This is a genomic window from Microbacterium sp. NPDC055903 (assembly GCF_053615555.1).
Genome location: NZ_JBSHCA010000001.1, coordinates 1,396,671 through 1,416,070 on the forward strand (window position 1 = coordinate 1,396,671; position 19,400 = coordinate 1,416,070).

Annotated in this window: 19 protein-coding genes; 6 read left to right on the forward strand and 13 right to left on the reverse strand. The window is 69.8% G+C overall.

Annotation, left to right across the window (positions count from 1 at the left end):
• Positions 1-18 precede the first annotated feature (18 nt).
• The 3 genes from ACWGJP_RS06455 (at position 19) to ACWGJP_RS06465 (ending at position 3,317) form a co-directional block, all read left to right on the forward strand.
• Positions 19-597 (forward strand): TetR/AcrR family transcriptional regulator, encoded by a 579-nt coding sequence (locus ACWGJP_RS06455; RefSeq protein WP_452328923.1) that lies wholly within the window; start codon positions 19-21, stop codon positions 595-597.
• 352 nt (positions 598-949) lie between these two features.
• The gene (locus tag ACWGJP_RS06460; protein WP_452328924.1) at positions 950-1,237 is read left to right on the forward strand and encodes an HU family DNA-binding protein; all 288 of its coding nucleotides are present in this window, start codon (positions 950-952) and stop codon (positions 1,235-1,237) included.
• A gap of 85 nt (positions 1,238-1,322) precedes the next feature.
• Positions 1,323-3,317 carry a cytochrome c oxidase assembly protein gene (locus tag ACWGJP_RS06465; RefSeq protein WP_452328925.1) on the forward strand — a complete coding sequence of 665 codons (1,995 nt, stop codon included), beginning with the start codon at positions 1,323-1,325 and terminating at the stop codon, positions 3,315-3,317.
• 6 nt (positions 3,318-3,323) lie between these two features.
• Here the strand turns inward: ACWGJP_RS06465 and ACWGJP_RS06470 are convergent, their stop codons facing one another.
• Positions 3,324-4,394, reverse strand: a complete 1,071-nt coding sequence (locus tag ACWGJP_RS06470) for a hypothetical protein (protein ID WP_452328926.1) — start codon at positions 4,392-4,394, stop codon at positions 3,324-3,326.
• A gap of 72 nt (positions 4,395-4,466) precedes the next feature.
• Here ACWGJP_RS06470 and ACWGJP_RS06475 point away from each other — a divergent pair, with 72 nt between their 5' ends.
• A complete protein-coding gene (locus tag ACWGJP_RS06475; RefSeq protein WP_452328927.1) occupies positions 4,467-5,855 on the forward strand; it encodes an ATP-dependent DNA helicase in 1,389 nt (462 codons plus the stop codon).
• 65 nt (positions 5,856-5,920) lie between these two features.
• Here the strand turns inward: ACWGJP_RS06475 and ACWGJP_RS06480 are convergent, their stop codons facing one another.
• Together ACWGJP_RS06480 and ACWGJP_RS06485 are read right to left on the reverse strand one after the other, a co-directional pair.
• On the reverse strand, positions 5,921-6,568 hold the full coding sequence (locus tag ACWGJP_RS06480; RefSeq protein ID WP_452328928.1) for a biliverdin-producing heme oxygenase: 648 nt from the start codon (positions 6,566-6,568) through the stop codon (positions 5,921-5,923).
• Between the two features lie 44 nt (positions 6,569-6,612).
• Positions 6,613-6,927 (reverse strand): DUF2470 domain-containing protein, encoded by a 315-nt coding sequence (locus ACWGJP_RS06485; protein WP_452328929.1) that lies wholly within the window; start codon positions 6,925-6,927, stop codon positions 6,613-6,615.
• Between the two features lie 96 nt (positions 6,928-7,023).
• On the opposite strand from ACWGJP_RS06485, the gene ACWGJP_RS06490 reads away from it, so the two are divergent.
• Positions 7,024-8,304 carry a serine hydrolase domain-containing protein gene (locus ACWGJP_RS06490; protein ID WP_452328930.1) on the forward strand — a complete coding sequence of 427 codons (1,281 nt, stop codon included), beginning with the start codon at positions 7,024-7,026 and terminating at the stop codon, positions 8,302-8,304.
• Between the two features lie 3 nt (positions 8,305-8,307).
• Here the strand turns inward: ACWGJP_RS06490 and ACWGJP_RS06495 are convergent, their stop codons facing one another.
• The 10 genes from ACWGJP_RS06495 to ACWGJP_RS06540 all read right to left on the reverse strand — a co-directional run bounded on the left by ACWGJP_RS06495 (position 8,308) and on the right by ACWGJP_RS06540 (position 18,051).
• The gene (locus ACWGJP_RS06495; RefSeq protein ID WP_452328931.1) at positions 8,308-8,985 is read right to left on the reverse strand and encodes a response regulator; all 678 of its coding nucleotides are present in this window, start codon (positions 8,983-8,985) and stop codon (positions 8,308-8,310) included.
• Positions 8,982-10,268, reverse strand: a complete 1,287-nt coding sequence (locus ACWGJP_RS06500) for a sensor histidine kinase (RefSeq protein WP_452328932.1) — start codon at positions 10,266-10,268, stop codon at positions 8,982-8,984. Before ACWGJP_RS06500 ends, ACWGJP_RS06495 begins: the two co-directional genes overlap by 4 nt.
• A 27-nt stretch (positions 10,269-10,295) precedes the next feature.
• A complete protein-coding gene (locus ACWGJP_RS06505; protein WP_452328933.1) occupies positions 10,296-11,111 on the reverse strand; it encodes an ABC transporter permease subunit in 816 nt (271 codons plus the stop codon).
• Positions 11,108-12,037: an ABC transporter ATP-binding protein gene (locus ACWGJP_RS06510; RefSeq protein WP_452328934.1), complete on the reverse strand. Its 930-nt coding sequence runs from the start codon at positions 12,035-12,037 to the stop codon at positions 11,108-11,110. The genes ACWGJP_RS06505 and ACWGJP_RS06510 overlap by 4 nt, the downstream gene beginning before the upstream one ends.
• Positions 12,038-12,263: 226 nt before the next feature.
• Positions 12,264-12,767 (reverse strand): hypothetical protein, encoded by a 504-nt coding sequence (locus ACWGJP_RS06515; protein ID WP_452328935.1) that lies wholly within the window; start codon positions 12,765-12,767, stop codon positions 12,264-12,266.
• A gap of 102 nt (positions 12,768-12,869) precedes the next feature.
• The gene (locus ACWGJP_RS06520) at positions 12,870-13,676 is read right to left on the reverse strand and encodes an ABC transporter ATP-binding protein (protein ID WP_452328936.1); all 807 of its coding nucleotides are present in this window, start codon (positions 13,674-13,676) and stop codon (positions 12,870-12,872) included.
• A gap of 7 nt (positions 13,677-13,683) precedes the next feature.
• Positions 13,684-14,574, reverse strand: coding sequence for an ABC transporter permease (locus ACWGJP_RS06525; protein ID WP_452328937.1), 891 nt, complete (start codon positions 14,572-14,574; stop codon positions 13,684-13,686).
• 2 nt (positions 14,575-14,576) lie between these two features.
• Positions 14,577-15,551, reverse strand: a complete 975-nt coding sequence (locus ACWGJP_RS06530; RefSeq protein WP_452328938.1) for an ABC transporter substrate-binding protein — start codon at positions 15,549-15,551, stop codon at positions 14,577-14,579.
• A 50-nt stretch (positions 15,552-15,601) separates the two neighbouring features.
• On the reverse strand, positions 15,602-17,323 hold the full coding sequence (atzF, locus tag ACWGJP_RS06535; RefSeq protein WP_452328939.1) for an allophanate hydrolase: 1,722 nt from the start codon (positions 17,321-17,323) through the stop codon (positions 15,602-15,604).
• The gene (locus tag ACWGJP_RS06540) at positions 17,320-18,051 is read right to left on the reverse strand and encodes a GntR family transcriptional regulator (protein ID WP_452328940.1); all 732 of its coding nucleotides are present in this window, start codon (positions 18,049-18,051) and stop codon (positions 17,320-17,322) included. Before ACWGJP_RS06540 ends, atzF begins: the two co-directional genes overlap by 4 nt.
• 170 nt (positions 18,052-18,221) lie before the next feature.
• Between ACWGJP_RS06540 and ACWGJP_RS06545 the strand changes: the two genes are divergently transcribed.
• The gene (locus ACWGJP_RS06545) at positions 18,222-19,385 is read left to right on the forward strand and encodes a MalY/PatB family protein (RefSeq protein ID WP_452328941.1); all 1,164 of its coding nucleotides are present in this window, start codon (positions 18,222-18,224) and stop codon (positions 19,383-19,385) included.
• Positions 19,386-19,400: the final 15 nt, after the last annotated feature.

The window sequence follows — 19,400 nt, forward strand, 5'->3', positions numbered from 1 at the left end:
GTTCCAGGAAGGATCCCTATGACCACCCCGCACACCACCAGCAGACCCAGCGCAGCGCGCACGCGCCTGCTTGATGCCGCAACCCGGCTCTTCTACGAGCAGGGCATCCACGCCGTCGGAGTCGACCGGGTGATCGAGGAGGCGGGCGTCACGCGTGCCACCCTCTACAAGCAGTTCGCGGGCAAGGAGAACCTCGTCCTGGCCTATCTGCAGGGTGAGGATGAGGCGTTGCGGAGCCTGTTCGCTGCCGTGGGAGCGCAGACCGATGACCCCGATGCGCTCCTCGCCGCAGTCATCGACGGCATCGCCGCCGACGTAGAGCACCGCCACACCCGCGGCTGCCCGTTCATCAACGCCGCCGCCGAGTACCCCGATGCGGACGGCCCCGTCCGCGCCCTCATCGCGGCGCATCGAGAGTGGTTCCGATCGACGCTGGAGGGCCTCGCTGAAGCGGCAGGGCTCACGGATGCGGCGGATGCTGCGGCATCTCTCGTCCTGCTCCGCGACGCCGCCCTTGTCGGCGGATACCTCGACGGGTTGACGCCCTCCTTCGCGCGCAGCGCGCGCACCCTCATCGACGCGCACCGTCCGCGCTGAGCATCCCGCCCGAACCGGAGGAGAACGCCGGAAAGGGAGGAGAGAACGCCCGCATCCGCTCCTCCGAATCCTGTCTTCTCCTCCCTTCGAGACGTGCGAGCGACCCCGTCGAGACGTGCGAGCGACCCTTTCACGACGCGCGAGCGACCCCTTCACGACGCGCGAGCGACCGCGACTGCTGTGACGAATGGGGCCAAAGTGGCGCGACACGCCAAGGAAACGGCCAAAACCCGCGAAATGACGCGGAAATGTCGGTCAACATTGATACATTCGAGGCGGTCGACCGACCGACGGAGGCATGAGCCCCCGTTTCCCAACGAATGCGACGGGATCTTCGTCGCTGGAGGATGACATGGCTGACAAGTCCATCACCAAGACCGAGCTCGTCGCGAGCATCGCTTCCGCCACCGGCCAGAGCCAGGCCACCGTCTCCGGTGTTCTCGACGCGCTGTTCGGCACCGTCTCCGAGGCCGTCGCCAAGGGCAGCAAGGTCTCGATCCCGGGCTGGATCTCGTTCGAGCAGGTCGACACGGCCGCCCGCACGGGCCGCAACCCGCAGACCGGCGCCGAGATCAAGATCCCGGCCGGCAAGCGCGTCAAGGTGACCGCTGGTTCCAAGCTCAAGGCTGCCGTCAAGTAAGACCGCTCCTTCCGTCGAAGGCCGCTCCCGCATGGGGGCGGCCTTCGCGCGTTTCCGCCCGGCATCCGGCGCGTAGGCTGGAGGGATGACCGCCCAGAGGACCACCGCGTACCGCGCTGCCGGCATCGCGATCCTCCTCGTCGCCGCCGGGGCAGCCATCGTCGCGGCCCTCCTCTACGGCGGCGCCGCCGACCCGCTCCAGCTCAGCGACTCGGGCCCGGTCGTCCGATGGGGGATGCCCATCGTCAAGATGCTCAGCAGCATCGCAGGGTCCGTCATGCTGGGCGCGCTCGTGCTCGCGCTGTTCGCGCTCCCCGCCGGCACCAAGCCCTTCGATCGCGCCCTCGACGTCTCCTCGCTCGCTGCGGCGATCTTCACCGTCGCCTCCGGCGCCGGCGCCTTCCTCAACTTCATGCTCGTGTTCAACCCGACCCTGAGCGCCGATCCGCTCTTCGGAGAGCAGCTGGGCAACTTCCTGCTGAACATCCCGCTCGGGCAAGCCTGGCTGATCACGACGCTGATGGGCGCTGTCGTCACGATCCTCGCGTTCGCCTGGCGCACATGGACGCCGACGCTGCTGACCGCCGTCCTCGCCGCGGCGTCCTTCCTGCCGCTGGCCACCCAGGGCCACTCCGGTGACCTCGCCGGCCACAACATCGCGGTCAACTCGATCCTCCTGCACACCGTCGGCGCCGCCGTCTGGCTCGGCGGCCTGCTCTCGCTCGTGCTGCTGAGGGGAGCGGCCGGGCTCGACACGGCCGCTCTCGTGCGGCGCTACTCCTCGATCGCGCTCGCCGCGTTCGCCGTCGTCGCGATCTCGGGCCTCGCGCGCTCCGTGGTCGCATTGGGATCGTGGAGCGCCCTGATGACGCCCTACGGCGGTATCCTCATCGCCAAGGCGGCCCTGCTGGTCGCGATGGGAGCGCTGGGAGCCTGGTACCGCATCCGCCTCATCCCGAAGCTGTCGGGGGAGCGCTCTGCGCGCTGGTTCTGGATGCTCGTGCTCTGCGAGGTCTCGCTGATGGGGCTCGCCTCCGGCGCGGCCGCTGCGCTGGCGCGCACGGAGCCCCCGGCCGGCGATACTGCCGCGATCGTCCGCACTCCGGCCGAGTACCTCACCGATTCGCCGCTGCCGCCCGAGTTCACGATCGACCGCTGGTTCACCGAGTGGGACATCGACATCCTCTGGCTCGTCGCCGCCGGCTTCGGCATCGTCTTCTACCTCGTCGGAGCGATCCGTCTGGCCCGCCGCGGTGACCGATGGCCGATCCATCGCACCGTGTTCTGGATGCTCGGCATGCTGCTGCTCGTCTGGGTCACCGGCGGGCCGATCAACGCCTACCAGGACTACCTCTTCAGCGTGCACATGCTCGGCCACATGCTGCTGAGCATGGCCATTCCGCTGCTGCTCGTCTCCGGCGCGCCCATCACCCTGGCGCTGCGCGCCATCGACAAGCGCTCCGACGGCACCCGTGGCGGAAGGGAGTGGATCCTCTGGGCGGTGCACTCGCCCTTCTCCCGCATCGTCACCCACCCCTTCGTCGCGGCGGCGATCTTCGTCGGGTCCCTCTGGGGCTTCTACTACACCGATCTGTTCCGCTGGTCGATGTACGAGCACCTCGGGCACGAGTGGATGGTCGCGCACTTCCTCATCTCGGGGTATCTCTTCGTGATGAGCCTCGTCGGAGTGGACCCCGTGCCCTACCGTTTGCCGTACCCCGGCCGCCTCATCACGCTCATCGCGGTCATGGCGATGCACGCGTTCTTCGGCATCGCGATCATGATGCAGACCGGCCTGATGGTGTCGGAATGGTTCGGTGCGATGGGGCGCACCTGGGGACCGACGCCGCTGGAGGACCAGTACATCGGCGGTGGCATCGCGTGGTCCATCGGCGAGATCCCCACCTTGATCCTGGCGATTACCGTGGCGATCCAGTGGAGCAGGGACGACACCAAGGTCCAGCGACGCCGTGACCGCCACGCGGATCGCACCGGCGACGCCGAGCTGGAGGAGTACAACGCCCGCCTCGCCGCGATCGCCGAGCGGGACCGGAAGGCAGAGCAGCGCGCAGGACGCTGAGCCCGGTCAGTCCTCCGGTGCCTGTGCCGGGGATCCGACCCTGATCGACGCCGAGCCGTCGGCGAGGATCGTGATCGCGCCGTTCACCTGGAACGGGACGTCCTCGGACACGTGCTCGATCGAGCCGTCGAAGAGCGAGCGGATGTCGACCTCGATGTGCGCGACGGCATCCGTCGTCGGGATGACCCAGGAGGAGCCGTCCGGTTCCACGGCGATCTGCGGCTGCTGGACGATGCTCCACGTCGGAACGCCGTCGATGCGGTTGCGCACCTCGAATCCGAACGGGCACGCTGTCGGCTGGAGCACCTCCTGCGTCGTGCACCCGGTGAGGAACTCCTCGACGCGCTGCTGCACGACCCCGACGAACTCGGGCGTGGCGGTGGCCTGCACATCGACCGGCGTCGCAGTGAGCGGCGAATCGGCCAGCACGCTCACCCCTGGTGAGGAGGAGATGGCGGTCTCCACGGTGACCGAGTAGACCCCGGGCGTGAAGACGAGCATCGGCAGCGCCTCGGAGGGGTCGGCGGATCCGCCGGATGCCGAGACCTGCCCGCGTTGCAGCGTGAAGCTGTTGACCCGGAACTCGTCCGCTCCGTGAAGGGTGAGCCGCACGGCGGCGAGCGGGCTCTCGCTGAAGCGCCACCGTGGCGCGACGCCGATCCAGCCCTCCTGCACCACCTGGAACGTGCTCGCGCCCTCGTGGCCGTTCGCGCGGTATGTCACCGAGACCGCGGTCACGCCGTCCGTCGTCTCCTGCGCCGCGATCTCGATGTCGGTGAGGGGTGCCAGCGCGGTGCTGCGCAGCAGGGCCTCGGATGCCGAGGGGTCGATGCCCGCCGCCGAGAGCGCCTCCCGGTCGACCGCGACGCCTGGCACCTGCAGGGCATCCGCCGCCTGACCGGTGGACAGCAGTGAGAGATAGCGCTCCACGAACGCGGCGGGGCTGTAGAACTGCTGGTACAGCGCGCTGCCGCCCGCCCAGAGCGCGCCGACGAGGAGCACGCCGACGAGAGCGAGGATCGACAGATCGACACCGAGGCGGATTCGCCGGGGTGACGTCTTCGCAGACCGCTCCATGGCGCCAGTCTAAGAGGACGCCCTGAGCCGGAGCCGTGCGTTGCCCCGGATGACCTGTCGTGCCGACGTACGATGGAAGCCGTGTCCATTCCCGCCCTCTCCGCCGAGCAGGAGGCCCTGTTCCGGCTGATCGAGGACACCGACGAGCACGTCTTCGTGACAGGACGCGCCGGCACGGGAAAGTCGACCCTGCTGCAGTACTTCGCCTGGAACACGAAGAAGCAGATCGCTATCTGCGCCCCCACCGGGGTCGCGGCGCTGAACGTCGAGGGCCAGACGATCCACTCGCTGTTCCGGCTCCCCATCGGCCTCATCGCCGACAGCGAGATCGACCAGAACGACGCGACCCGGCGCATCCTGAACGCCATCGAGACGCTCGTGATCGATGAGATCTCGATGGTCAACGCCGACCTGATGGATGCCATGGACCGCGCTCTGCGCCAGGCCAGGGGCCGCAGGGGACAGCCCTTCGGCGGCGTCCAGGTGGTGATGTTCGGCGACCCCTACCAGCTCGCCCCCGTGCCGCCGCGCGGCGACGAGGCGCGCTACGTGCAGGATCACTACCGCTCCTTCTGGTTCTTCGACGCGAAGGTCTGGGCAGGGGATGCGGCGACCGACGGGCTTCTCGATCTCGGCAGGCACGGTGCCGAGCTGCACGTGCGCGAGCTCGTCGAGATCCATCGTCAGTCGGACGACGGGTTCAAGTCGATGCTGAACGCGGTGCGCTACGGTCGCGTCACCGCGGACATCGCCGAGGTGCTCAACGACCAGGGCGCGCGCCCTCAGCCGGTGCCGGAGCCCGGCGAGGTGCCGATGATCACGCTCGCGACCCGCAACGACATCGTGAACAGCATCAACAGCCGCCATCTCGCCGCCCTCGCAGGTCGAGAGCAGACCGCGAAGGCGGACATCAACGGAGACTTCGGCAGAGGCGAGGCCAGCTTCCCCGCCGAGACCGAGCTGAAGCTCAAGATCGGCGCCCAGGTGATGTTCCTGCGCAACGACACCGCCATGGCCGGCGAGCCGCCGCGCTGGGTCAACGGCACGATCGGCACGGTCAAGCGGATCATGGGCGAGAGCGTCCGCGTCGAGATCGATGGCGAGGACGTCGATGTCGAGCCGGCCGTCTGGGAGAGGTTCCGGTACTCGTACAACCCGCTGACGAAGACCCTCTCGCGCGACGTCGTCGCCGAGTTCACGCAGTTCCCGTTGCGACTCGCCTGGGCCGTGACCATCCACAAGTCGCAGGGGAAGACCTACGACCGGGCGCTCATCGACCTCGGATCCGGCGCTTTCGCGCCGGGGCAGACGTATGTGGCGCTCAGTCGGCTGACATCACTGGACGGGCTGTACCTCTCGAGGCCGCTGAGGCCCAGCGACATCAAGGTCGACGAGGACGTCCGCCGGTTCATGCGCGCCGCATGGGAGAAGCGCTCGACGCCCGAGCTCCCCGCTCGCTGAGCGGTTGCTTTCCCCGCTTGCTGAGCCGCTACCTCCCCGCTCGCTGAGCCTGTCGAAGCGACGCCTCAGGCGGCGAGGCGCGCGCGGTCGAGGTCTTCGAAGAGCTCGGTGTTGAAGCGGTAGGCCAGCAGCACCTCGTCGATCACGCGCTCGCGCTCCGCCTCGTCCCAGGGCGCTGCGTCCAGCTGCTCGCGATAGACGTCTTTGAAGGCCTTCGGGTCGGCGATGTCGTCGAAGAGGTAGAAGCCGACCCCATTGGTCTCGAAGCCGAAGCGGCGCTGCATGACGCGGCCGATGAAGATCCCGCCGGACAGGTCTCCGAGATAGCGGGTGTAGTGGTGCGCGACGAACCCACCGGGCCAGGTCGCGCCGACCTGGTTGATGCGGTCGACGTAGCGGCGCGTGGTCGGAAGCGGCTGGATCTCCTCGCGCCAGTCCGGTCCGACGAGGAACTCCAGGTCGGCCTCGAGCGCGGGAAGGCGGGTCAGCTTGTCGCTGATGAACACCGAGGCGACCGGGTCGTTGCGCATCCTGTCGCCGGCCGACTCCAGTGCCTCGTAGATGAAGAAGTGCTGGGCGACGAGGGCGATGTAGTCCTCGCGGGATCCCTCGCCCTTCAGCAGGTCGGCCATGAAGCCGGCGTGCTCGCTGCGCGAGTGCGAGCCGGAGGAGCGCTCGCGCAGAGCGGCGGAGAAGGACAGGATGTCAGCCATGCGTCAAGTGTAAGGGCATCCTAACCTTCATGAAAGCCCGCGGGTCAGGCGTGCGGCCGCGGCTCCAGGCCCAGGCGAGCGCAGGCGGCGTCATACAGTGCGACGACCTCGCGGCGCACCGCAGGGCGCTGATCGATCGGGCCACCGGGCCACGGGACGCGAACGGTCTCATCGATGCCGCCCCTGACGAACGCCCATTCCCCGGCTTCGCCGTCGAAGCCCGTCATCACCGCGTCTGCGACCGCGAGGTCGGATGCCGGTGCGAAGGCGCGGACGATGAGGGTGTTGTCGTCGGTGTGATCGCCGTTCATGTGGCGCAGGACCGCGGAGACGACGTCGGGCTCGAACAGGTAAGGCATGCCTCAACTGTAGGCGTTGAGCTCGTCCAGGGTGTGCGGTGCCGTCTTTCAGGATGCGCGCCCTAGACTCGGGTGATACGTCCTCTGGAGAGTTACATGCACCTTCTGTCGTCGCGCCGTTGGCGCGCAGCAGCCGCCGGCGCTGCCGCTCTCGCCCTGGTCCTCACGGGGTGCAGCTCCGAGCCGACCGTCACGTACACGCCGCCGCCCCAGGTCGATGCCTCGCTGCCGGACGACATGGTCGCCCAGCTGCAGGCGGCGGTCGAGAACGCGATGACGTCGTCGGGATCGAGCGGCGCGATCGTCGGCGTCTGGGCGCCCTGGAGCGGCGAATGGGTCGCAGGGCTCGGCACGCAGGCGCCGGACGACGACACCCCCGTCACCACGGACATGGCCTTCCGCGTCGGCGATGTCACGCGCCTGATGACCTGCGACGTGCTCTACGGGCTCGTGGACGACGACATCGTGGAGCTGGACGCCCCCGTCCCCGACTACGTCTCGGGCGTCGCCGACCTGCGCGACATCACGCTGCTCGATCTGTGCAACGGCACGGCGGGAACGGGCTCGTCCGAGGCGAGCGTGAAGAGCGCCTGGCTGAACACCCCGGATCGCATTTGGTCGCCGCTGGAGCTCGCGGGCTTCGGGCTGGGTCGTGCGCCGGGAACCGCGCACACCACCTGGCGCGAGTCGGACGCGGGGTACCTGCTGCTCGGGCTCGCGCTGCAGCGTGCATCCGGCCTCAGCGCAGCGGAGCTCATCGAGAAGTACGTCACTGAGCCGCTCTCGCTGGACAGCACCTATCTTCCCGGCAGCACGCCGGCGGCCCCGGCGGGCGACGCCGTCCTGCGGGGCAACTACTCGCTCGCCGTCGAGGGCGGCTACGACTGCACCGCGCCGGTGGACATCACGGTCGCCTCGGCGAGCATGGGCTTCACCGATTCCGGCGCCGTCTCCACCATCGAGGACCTCGGGCGCTACGCGCAGGCCGAAGCCGCGCAGGCGCTGCGTGCGGAAGGCGCCGAGCCCGCCCGATACGGGAGCCCGCTGCCGGTGTCGACGTCCGCCCCCGCCTGGTACCAGGCGACCGGCGGCGGCTACGTCGTCGGAGGGATGATCGGTGCGCACGGCTGGACACCCGGCTACGCCACGGCGGCCTACTCCGACCCGACCACCGGATTCACCGTCGCGGTCACCCTGAACAACTCGGCGACCTCCGGGAACATCGCGGCGTATCTGGCGTGGGAACTCGCGGCGATCGGCTCCAAGGCGCCGGCCGCCGAGGGACAGACGGCGCCGGAGTTCGGCCTGCCGTTCACCGCGGAGCAGTACCACCAGGCCATCACGGACGCAGCAGTCTGCGTCGCGCCGGCGGGCTGATCGTCAGCTCGGCAGCGGCGCGTCGGGGTCTGCGAGACCGAGCCGATGGGCGAGGATCACGGCGTGGATGCGGTCGCGGGCATCGAGCTTCGTCAGCACGCGCCCGACATGCGTCTTCACGGTCGATTCGCTGAGGAAGAGCGCCTGCGCGATCTCCGTGTTGCTCAGCCCCCGCGCCATGGCGAGGAAGACGTCCCGCTCGCGCTCGGTGAGCGCCCCCGTCGGGTCCTCGGCGGCTGCCGCGTGCGCGATCCTCGCGCCGACATGCTCCAGCAGGCGTTTCGTCACCCGCGGCGACAGCGCCGCATCCCCGCGATGCACCGCCCGCACGGCGGAGATCAGCTCGTGACGCTGGGCGTCCTTGAGGAGGAAGCCGCTCGCGCCGGCGTGAATGGCGCCGAAGGCGTACTCGTCCAGATCGAACGTGGTGAGCACGAGGACGCGCGTCTCAGGGCGGGCTGAGACGACGGCGGATGTCGCGGCGATGCCGTCGGTGCCTGGCATCCGCACGTCCATGAGGACGACGTCGGGTGCCAGCTGGGCGGCGGCGGTGATGGCTCGATCGCCGTCGCCCGCCTCCCCGACGACCACGATGTCGTCCTCGGCCTCGAGGACGAGCCGGAATCCCACCCTGATCAGCTCCTGATCGTCGACGAGGAGCACCCGGATCGGTTCGGTCATGGCGTGTCCTCGGTGTCGGTGGAGGATGCCGCGGCATCCGTCGTGTGCGGGAGCTCCGCGCGCAGCGACCAGCGCCCGTGACCGGCAGGACCTGAGGTGACGCTTCCCCCGACGTGGGCGGCCCGTTCGGCGAGGCCGCGGAGGCCGAAGCCGTCGCCGCGCCCGGTAGCCGAGGCGCCGTCGTTGTCGATCGTCACGATGATCCGCTCCTCCGAGCGGTCGATGCGCACATCGATGCCTGTCGCGCCGGGGGCGTGGCGCATGGCGTTGGTCACGCCCTCCTGCACGATCCGCCCGATCGCGAACTCGACGGCGGGGGCGGCCTCGCCGTCGCCGCGCGTGGTCAACACGACGGGGAAGCCCGCTCGCTGGGCCGCCGCCACCGTGACCTGGGGTGAGACGGGCTCGACGGGCGTCAGCGGGGCGGCGGTATCGCCCTCGCGGAGGACGCCGAGCATGGCTCGCATCTCCGTGAGGGCGCCGCGGGCCGTCGCCGCTGCCGCCGAAGAGGCATCCTTGGCCCTGGATGGATCGGCCGTCGCCGCTGCCCCCTCGGAGAGAGCCACGATCACGGTCAGCGAGTGCGACACGATGTCGTGCATCTCCCTGGCGATGCGCGATCGTTCGGCGGCGGCCGCGATCGTCGCCTGCTGATCGCGCTCCACGAGCAACTGCCGCGAGCGGTCGATGATCGCCTCCAGATAGCGCTTGCGCCCGCCGACGTTCGCGCCGATCAGGGTCCCGATCAACGCGAGGACGACCGCCCCGGCGATGCCGTTCACGGCCGTCTGCACGTCGAGGAGGCTGCCGCTGAGCGCCCAGGCGAAGAGCGAGATCACGCCGATGCCGACGCCGAAGACCACCCAGGCCGCGCGTGTGGAGCGGTACACCGCGACCCCGTATCCGGTGATGAGCAGGAGCGGACCGCTGCCGGTCGGCGCCGCCGAGAACAGCGTGGCGACCGAGACGGCGTAGGCGCCGACGGCGGCGATCACCGGCCATTGCCTGCGTCGCAGCAGCAGCGCACAGGAGAGGACGATGATCACCGTCAGCACGATGTTGGACGTGATGAGCTGCGTCTCGCTCCTCGTCACGCCGCTCGTCGTCGATGTGCGCAGCACCGTGCCGGGAGCCGCAGAGAGGAAGAGGAAGAGGAGCGCGATGAGCGCGTCGGCGAGCACAGGATGCCTGGACCAGAACCGCCGGATGATGCCGGGCGGACGCGGCAGCCGCAGCTCCTCCTCCGCGGGGAGGACGAAGCTGCGGCTGCGCGTGCGGGACACGCGCTCGACTCTACGCGTCACGCGTGCTCAGGCGTCGCGGGTGCGCAGCACCGCCCAGGCCCCGAGCATCCCCGCAGCGACCCAGCCCGCCAGCGTGAGGTATGCCTCGCCGGCAGAGATCCCGTCCGGTGGGGGGAGGATGGCGGACTGCGCCGCGAGCATCGGCAGGTGCGCCGCGACATCGCCGATCCACTCCCAGCCCTCGCCGGGCATCGAGAACATGCTCATGATGATCGGCATGACGAACAGCAGACCGACGGTGGCGGCGATCGCACCCGCGCCGGAGCGGATCATGAAGCCGAAAGCGACCCCGATGAGCGCGAACACGGCCATCGCGACGGCGGCGCCGAGGATCGGGAGCCAGGACTGCTCGGGATCCGACCAATCCACCGCGGCTCCCTTCGTCTCGAGCACGGGGGCGCAGGCCAGCGCGGCGACGAGGAAGATGACGGCGGAGGAGACGAACAGCAGCGCTGCGACGACGATCGCCTTGGCGGCGAGCACGAGACCGCGCACTGGCACGGCGGCGAGGGTCGAGCGGATCATCCCGGTCGAGTATTCACCCGTCACCGCGATGGCTCCGAGGACTCCGGCGAGCAGCATCGTGAACTGGATCGGCGAGACGACGGCCTGGATGCCTCCGAAACCCGGCGCGTTCATGGTCTGGGCGATGAGCAGGGCGATGCCGATCGTGAGCACCGCGGTGATCCCGATCGACCACCAGGTGGATCGGAGCGTGGCGAGCTTGATCCATTCGCCGCGCAGCGCGCGGGTGAAGGTCAACCGGTAGGGCGTCGTGTGCGTGGCTCGGCGCAGCGCCGGTTCGGCGGTGAGGGTGCTCATTTGTTCTCCTGGGGTGCGGGGGCGACGGATGCCCGGTACTCGACGGCCTCGCCGGTGAGCGCGAGGTAGGCGTCCTCGAGGGACCCCGTGGTCGGGGTGAGCTCGTGCAGGGCGATAGCGCGGGCGGCGGCGATGTCGCCGATCCGCGAGGCGGGAAGGCCGACGACGTCGAGCGTCTCGGGGCTCGATCGGACGATCTCCACCTGAGGCGCCGTGAGTGCGTCGGCGAGTTCATCCGCTCGCGGCGCGCGGACCCGTACGGTCGTGGTCGTCCACTCCCGGACGAGGTCCGCGAGCGGGGCGTCGGCGAGCACCCGGCCGCGTCCCATCACGATCACGTGGTCCGCGGTCTGCGCCATCTCGCTCATCAGGTGGCTGGAGAGCAGGACCGTGCGTCCTTCGGATGCGGCGCTGCGGACGAACTGGCGCACCCACCGGACGCCTTCCGGGTCGAGGCCGTTGACCGGCTCGTCGAGGATGAGCGTGTGCGGGTCGCCGAGGAGTGCGGAGGCGATGCCGAGACGCTGCCCCATTCCCAGCGAGAACTTGCCGGCCTTCTTGCGGGCCACCGAGGCGATGCCGGCGAGGTCGATCACCTCATCCACGCGGGAGGAGGGGATGCCGTGCGTCGCGGCCATGGCGCGCAGGTGATCGCGTGCGGATCGCCCGGTGTGCACGGCCTTGGCGTCGAGGAGCAGGCCCACCTCGGTGAGGGGAGCGCTCAGCCGACGGTACTCGACGCCGCTCACGGTCGCGCGCCCGGAGGTGGGGCGGTCGAGACCGGCGATCATGCGCATCGTGGTGGACTTTCCCGCGCCGTTCGGCCCGAGGAAGCCGGTGACGAGCCCTGGTCGGATGGTGAAGGAGACATCCTGCACGGCGGTCTTGTCGCCGAACCTCTTCGTGAGGCCTTCTGCTGTGATCATGCTTCGACGCTACGAGGGGCGGTGACCGTCGCGCGTCCTCCTGGGGTGCCGTCGTGGTGGTACCGCGGGAGGACTTCGCACGCTTCGACAGGCTCAGCGAGCTCTGTTGCGCTTCGACGGGCTCAGCGAGATTTGTTGCCGCACGCTTCGACGGGCTCAGCGAGCTTTGTTCCCTGATCATGGTTCTCCCGTTCCCTGAGCCTGTCGAAGGGAACCTGACGTCGCGTCACCCGTGGGCGAGCAGCTCCAGCCCGATGACGGCGAGCCCCAGCACCGCCTCGCCGGCGAGCGCGACGAGGCGCTGCCACCAGGTGAGCGGCACCCGGCGGATGGCGATCCAGCCGATGAGCACGAGGGTCGCGACCAGCGCGATGACCCCGGCACGGATCGCGGTCTCGACTGTCCAGACGCCGAGACCGGCGAGCCCGAGGAAGAGGAAGGGGATGATCAGCGCACCGAAGGCGCCGACCGATACGGAGACGGCGTGACCCAGCTCGGCGCGGTTCATGAAGGCCTCGTGGGCGACCAGGTGCGAGATGATGTCGGCGACGAGGATCGCCAGCAGCATGCCGGCTGCGGTGATGAACAGCGTCAGCGCGACTTCTCCGGCGGTCGGATGCCCGTGCGAGCCGGTCGCGATGAGCACGGCGAGAGCGGTGAAGGTCAGGTAGATGCGCTCCTTGAGCGCGGCTGCGCGGGCGGCCCTGGCGTCGGAAGTCGGTGCGGTCACGGCATCCATTCTCCGCCCGCCCCGCCGCCGGTCGCCTGTGTGCGGGGCGGGAATGCGCTTCGACAGGCTCAGCGAACGGGGCGGGAATGCGCTTCGACAGCCTCAGACGAGCGCAGCATCCATCCTGTGGCCGTTGCCGGCGTGCACGAGGGCGTCGATGCGTCGCTCGATGGCGTTGAACTCGGGGGAGTTCACGTCGCGCTCGCCGGGGAGGTCGACCGCCACGATCTCCCGCACATGCCCCGAGATGCCGTGCGCCGTGCCACCCGCCATGACGAGCACGCGATCGCCGAGGTAGACGGCCTCCTCGATGCTGTGCGTCACGAACAGCACGGTGATGCCGGCATCCCGCTGGATGCGCTGCAGCTCGTGCTGCATCTCGGTGCGGGTGAGGGCGTCGAGTGCGCCGAAGGGCTCGTCCATCAGCATCACGGACGGAGTGTTCGCCAGCAGCCTGGCGATCGCCACGCGCTGCTGCATGCCTCCGGAGAGCTGGTGCGGGAAGGACGCGGCGACGCGGCTGAGGCCGACCGATTCCAGCGCGGCGGTCGCCCGCTCCTTCACGACCGCGCGGGGCAGGCGCGCCTGCCGCGGGCCGTACTCGATGTTCTCCCGGACGGTCAGCCAGGGGAAGAGGCCGTAGTCCTGGAAGACCACGCCGCGGTCGGGGCCGGGGCCGGTCACCTCGGCGCCCGCGACGGTCAGTGAGCCGTCGGTGATCGTCTCGAAGCCTGCGACCATGCGCAGCAGCGTCGACTTGCCGCATCCGGATGCGCCGACGATGCAGACCACCTCGCCGGCCGCGATCGTGATGTCGACCCCGTCGACGGCGGCAATGGGAGAACCGGGGTAGCGCTTGCCGACACCGCTCATGACGATGTCTGCGGCGTGCTGGGGAGGAAGGCTCATGGAGTCCTCACTTCTGGATCGGTCGGCGCCCGAAGGCGATGGCGAAGATGAGCGTGAGCAGGCGGTCGGCCACGAAGCCGGCCAGGCCGATGACGACCATGCCCACGATGATGAGGTCGGTGCGCGACTGCTCCCTGGCCTGGGTGATGAGCGCGCCGAGACCGGTGCTGATGCCCACCGTCTCGCCGACGACGAGGATCACCCAGGCGAGCCCCATCGCGATCCGCATGCCGCTGATGATCTGCGGTGCAGCGGCCGGGATGACCACCTTGTACAGCGACTGCAGTCGGGGTGTGCCGAGCATCGCTGCTGCCTCGAGGAGGCGACCAGGCACCTGGTGCACCCCGCTGATCGTGTTCAGCAGGATCGGGAACACCGCGGCGATGAACACGAGGAACACGGTCGAGCGGTCGCCGAAGCCGATGATGAGCAGCGTCAGCGGAGCCCAGGCGGTGACCGGGATGGGGCGGACGAGGTTGATGGTCGGCTCGAGCATCCGGAACAGCAGCCTCGAGCGTCCCATCAGCACGCCCAGCGGAACGGCGACCGCCACCGCGAGGCCGAAGCCTTGCAGCACCCGCAGCGTCGAGGCGCCGAGATGACCCCAGAGCGTGCCGCTGAAGGAGTCGTCGTAGATGCCGCCGACGGCGAAGTCGACACCGCGCAGGGCGACCTCGCCCGGAGTGGGCAGGAACGTCATCTTGATGTCGAAGGGCAGCGTCCAGGCGTTCTGGACGCCCAGGTGCCAGCCGATGAGGATGAGGATCGGCACGGGCAGGGCGATGGCCCACCCGAAGGACAGCCGTCGGCGCGGCCGGGGTGCCGTGGCGTTGCCGCTGGAGGGCGTCGCGGCGCCCCCGACGCTCTGGGTCGGATCGGCGAGCGCGGTCGTCGTCATGATCACTCCGTCCGTGCGGTCTCGACGAACGAGGCGTCGGTGAGGAGGTCCTGATCGACCTCGGCGGAGACCTGGTCGAAGGCGAGCATCTCCTCGCTCATCGCGGCGAGCGTCGCGAGGTAGTCGGCGTCCAGGTCCCATCGCGGCCAGATGTTCTCGATGGCGAGGTCGACGATCGCCGGGTCCAGGGCGAACTCCTCGACCAGGCCGTCGGCCCACGCCGTGGAGTCCTCGGCCATGTGCTCGACCGCCGCGATATGCGTGTCGACGACGGCGTGGACGAGCTCGGGGTCGGATTCGATGAGGGTGTTGCTCGTCGCCAGCACGATGTTCGTCTGACCGATCGGGGTGTCGTAGGCGGACATCAGCTCATGCGCGCCGCCATCGATCGCGATGGACGGGCCCACCTCGGCCGAGATGAACGCGTCGATCTGCCCGGAGGAGAAGGCGGTCGCCATATCGGCGAAGGGCAGGTTGACCAGCTCCACGTCCGCCTCCGGGTCGATGCCCTGCGCCTCGAGCGTGCGCTTGAGAAGGATCTCCTGCGTCGCGCCCATCGGGAAGCCCACCTTCGCGCCGATCAGGTCTTCCGGCGAGGCGATGTCCTCGGTGGCGACGATGCGGGTGCCGCCATCGGCTGCGGCGGCGACGATGCGGACGTCCTGCTGCTCAGCGACACCGGCGATGACGGATGCGGCACCGGTCACCCCGAAATCGACCGAGCCCGAGACGATCGCGTTCTTGATGTCGCTGGAGGTGTCGAAGAGCACGATCTCGACATCGATGCCGTCTTCGGCGACCTCCTCGTAGAAGAACGGGCTGAACAGGTGCGGCTGCGCGCGCAGAGTACCGATCGTGACGGTCTGTCCGTCCTCGGCGCCGGAGTCGGCGGAGGACGAGGCGGACGAGCAGCCGGTGAGGACGAGGGCTGCTGCGGTCAGGGAGGCGACAGCGAGGGCCGGGGTGCGGAAGGTCATGGGTTCTCCTGGGGGATGGGGGATGTCAGGCGAGCGGGGTCGAGGCGGGTTCAGGCGGTGACGGGAAGCGAGGATGCTGCGCGGTAGGCGCGCCATCCTCCGAAGGCGGTGATATCGCGCTGCGTGAGGTCGACGGAGGCGGTGAAGCCGAGCACGGTCGAACCGTCGGAGAGCTCGATCTCGCCCAGCGCGAGCGGTGCGGCGATGCTGCGCAGCAGTGTCGAGAGCGCGAGCGGGGAGAGACGCCAGAGTTCGCCGGGGAGCTCAGCACCCTCCGTCGAGCGGATGACGGCCGGCCGGTCGACGGCGCCCTCGACGAGCAGCATCCGGAACCGGTCGGAGGTGCGGATCTCCCCGATGAGCCGTGCGCCGAGCGCCTGCAGCTGGGGGTTGAGCGGTTCGCCGCTGAGGTGCGCGCCGAAGACGGCCACGTCCACGCCGGGGGCGCCGAGCACGGCATCCTGCTCGGGCTCGCCGAGGAGGCGGGCGGCGAGGTCGAGCGCGACCTGGTCGTGGAAACGAGCGGTCACGATCGAGACGCCGAACCGCCCCTCGCCGGGGACCTCTCCCGTCGGCACCGCGACGGCGGCCATGTCCATGAGGTTCACGAAGTTCGTGAAGGTGCCGACGGTGCTGTTCACTCCGAGCGGGTCGGCCGAGACCTCGGCGACCGTCGGATGGATCGGCGCGGTCGGGATGACCAGGGCGTCTGTGCCGTCGAGGATCTCACGAGCGCGGCGGGTGGCGGCGGCGACGGCCTGCTGCGCGTCGATCACGGCGGTTCCATCGACCTCGCCCGCGCGGGCGGCGATCGCCGCCACCGAGGGGTCGGCGTCGTCCGGATGCTCGGCGAGGAACGCCCCGTACGACCAGGCGCGCTCGCTGACGAGCCCGCCGCCGTACAGCAGCCTCGCGGTGGCGAGGAAGGGGGCGAGATCGATCGTGCGGGTCTCCGCCCCCAGGGTCTCGAAGCGGGAGATCGTCTCGTCGAACGCGGCGAGGACGGCCGGCGACAGCGCGGCGAGATCTGCCCGCCCAGGGACGGCGATCACCGGTCGGGGCGGGGCCGCCTGCGGAGCATCCGGTGCCCAGGCGCGGCTCTTGGGGGCCGGCGCGGAGGGGCCGACGGCGACGGCCATCACGCGCGCGGCCAGAGCGGTGGTCCGGGTGAACACCGAGACGGTGTCGTAGGACGGGGATGCCGGGATGACACCGTCCAGCGGCAGCAGGCCGAGGGTCGGCTTCACGCCGATCACGCCGTTGAAGGCACCCGGCACGCGCCCTGAGCCCGCCGTGTCGGTCCCCAGCGAGAAGTCGACGAGCCCGTGCCCGACCGCGGCACCCGAGCCGGAGCTCGACCCGCCGGCGACGCGTTCGGGATCGAGCGCGCTCCTCACGATGCCGTAGGGGCTGCGCGTTCCGACGAGGCCGGTGGCGAACTGGTCCATGTTCGTCTTGCCGACGAGGATCGCTCCGGCGGCGATGAGCCGCTCGACGACGGTCGCGGTCCGCGCCGGCACCCTGGCGAAGGCGGGATGTGCGGCCGTCGTGGGGAGCCCGGCGACATCGATGTTGTCCTTGACGGCGAAGGTGAGCCCGGCGAGCGGCAGAGCGGCGCCGCCGTCGACGAGCATGCGCACGCGCTCGGTATCCGTGCGGATCTCCTCGGCGCTGCGGCGGGTGATCCAGATGGTCGCCGGGGCCGCGTCCAGCGCGGCGAGGAGCGAGGCGATGTCGTCCGATACAGATGCGGGGGAGGAGAGGGAGATCACAGGTGCTGGTCCAATCCGGGGTTCATGTGGGAGATCTGCATGGCGCGGGCGGCGCGGGCCTCGACGATCGACTGGGACTGGCCGACGTGGGTGCGCAGGAAGTCTCGGGCTTCGGGAAGGCGGCCGCGGAGGACGAGCTCGAGGATCTCCAGGTGCTCGCGGATGGTCGCGTCGACGCGATCCTGCGTGAGGTAGTCGTGCATGCGGATCGGGCGGATGCGGCGGTTCACGCGCTCCAGCGCGCCCACCAGCTCACGGTTGCCCGCTGCGCCGAGGAGAGCGAGGTGGAAGTGCTCATCGGCGTCGACGAAGCCGGGGTCGGGGGTGATGCCCGCCTCGAGCCTGGCGATCCAGAGCTCCTGCTCTGCGGTGAGCCTGCCTCGCTCGTGCGTGATGGTCGGATCGGCGATGGCGCGGTCGATGCCCTGGGACTCCAGGAGGATGCGCAGCTCGTACAGCTCGGTGAACTCCTCGAGCGTGGGCATGTAGCGGTACAGCGCGCCGTCGCGCTTGACGAGCAGACCATCGGCCTCGAGCCGCGCCAGTGCATCTCGGACGGGCGTGCGCGAGAGCTGGAAGCGCTCGGCGACGTTCTCCTCCGTGAAGCGGTGGAACGGCGAGTAGGCCGCGGTGAGGAGCTCGGTGCGCAGCTGCTCGTAGACGCGGGTGCGGGCGGGACGCCGACGCTCGGCACCGGGGTCCTGCGATGTGGCCAGTGATGTATCCATTGCTGGATATCGTTCGGGATCCATGTTTCGGCGGTGTGTACGCCCGGTCTCCCCGGCGTAACCGTTCCGGCGGTTTGTTACACGGATGCCCTGCTGCGTTACACGGGGCTCGCGCCATGCCGACACGACCCGAGCGCCTCTCTCCCTCGGCGAACGGGAAGAATGGATGCATGGCGCCCGCAACCTTCGACCAGATCACCGAAGCCGACCTCCGCTCCGCCGGAAGCGTGAAGTGGACGGCGTATCCCGACACGATCGGGGCCTTCGTCGCCGAGATGGACTTCGGCGTCGCGCCCGCCATCACGGCCGCGATCGATGCATCGCTGCAGACCGGTCTCACCGGTTACCTTCCCGCACATCTGCGCGACGCGCTCGCCGAGGCCACGGCGTCTTGGTACGCGTCGCACTACGGCTGGGCGGTGAGCCCCGATCAGGTGCGCGCCGTGCCCGATGTGATCAGCGCCCTCGAGTTCGCGATCGAGACGTTCACGAGTCCCGGATCGGCGATCATCGTGCCGACCCCCGCGTACATGCCGTTCCTCACGGTGCCGCCGCGCCACGGACGCCGGGTCATCGAGGTGCCGAGCATCGAGGTCGACGGGCGCTGGGTGATGGACCTCGACGGCGTCGCACGCGCTTTCGCGGACGGAGGCGAGCTGCTGGTGCTCTGCAATCCGCACAACCCGCTCGGCACGGTCTCGACGCGCGAGGAGCTGCTGCGCATCGCAGACACCGTCACGGCCGCCGGCGGCCACGTCTTCTCCGACGAGATCCATGCGCCGCTGGTCTACGCCCCGGCGACGCACATCCCCTACGCCTCGGTCTCCGATGCCGCCGCAGCGCACACTCTCACTGCGGCATCCGCGTCGAAGGCCTGGAATCTCGCAGGCCTCAAGTGCGCGCAGATCATCCTCACCGACGAGGGATCCGTGCGCGCCTGGCAGGCCGAGAACGGCTGGACGGGCCATGGCACCGCGACGATCGGAGCGATCGCGAACGTCGCCGCCTACAACCAGGGTGGGGGCTGGCTCGACGAGGTGCGCGACTACCTCGACGGCAATCGTCGTCTGCTCGTGGAGCTCGTGCGAGACCTCCTTCCCGGAGTGCGCATGACGGTACCGGAGGGCACCTACATCGCCCTGCTCGACTTCCGTGGCACCGGCCTCACCGGGGATCTCTCCCTCTGGTTCCGTGAGCACGCGGGCGTCGCGATGACCGACGGGGCGGCGTGCGGGGAGGCCGCGATCGGATTCACGCGCTTCGTGTTCGCCACGCCGCGGCCGATCCTGCGCGCGGCGATCGAGCGGATCGCCGCTGCGCTCGAAGCCGCTTGACGCGACCGCGGCACG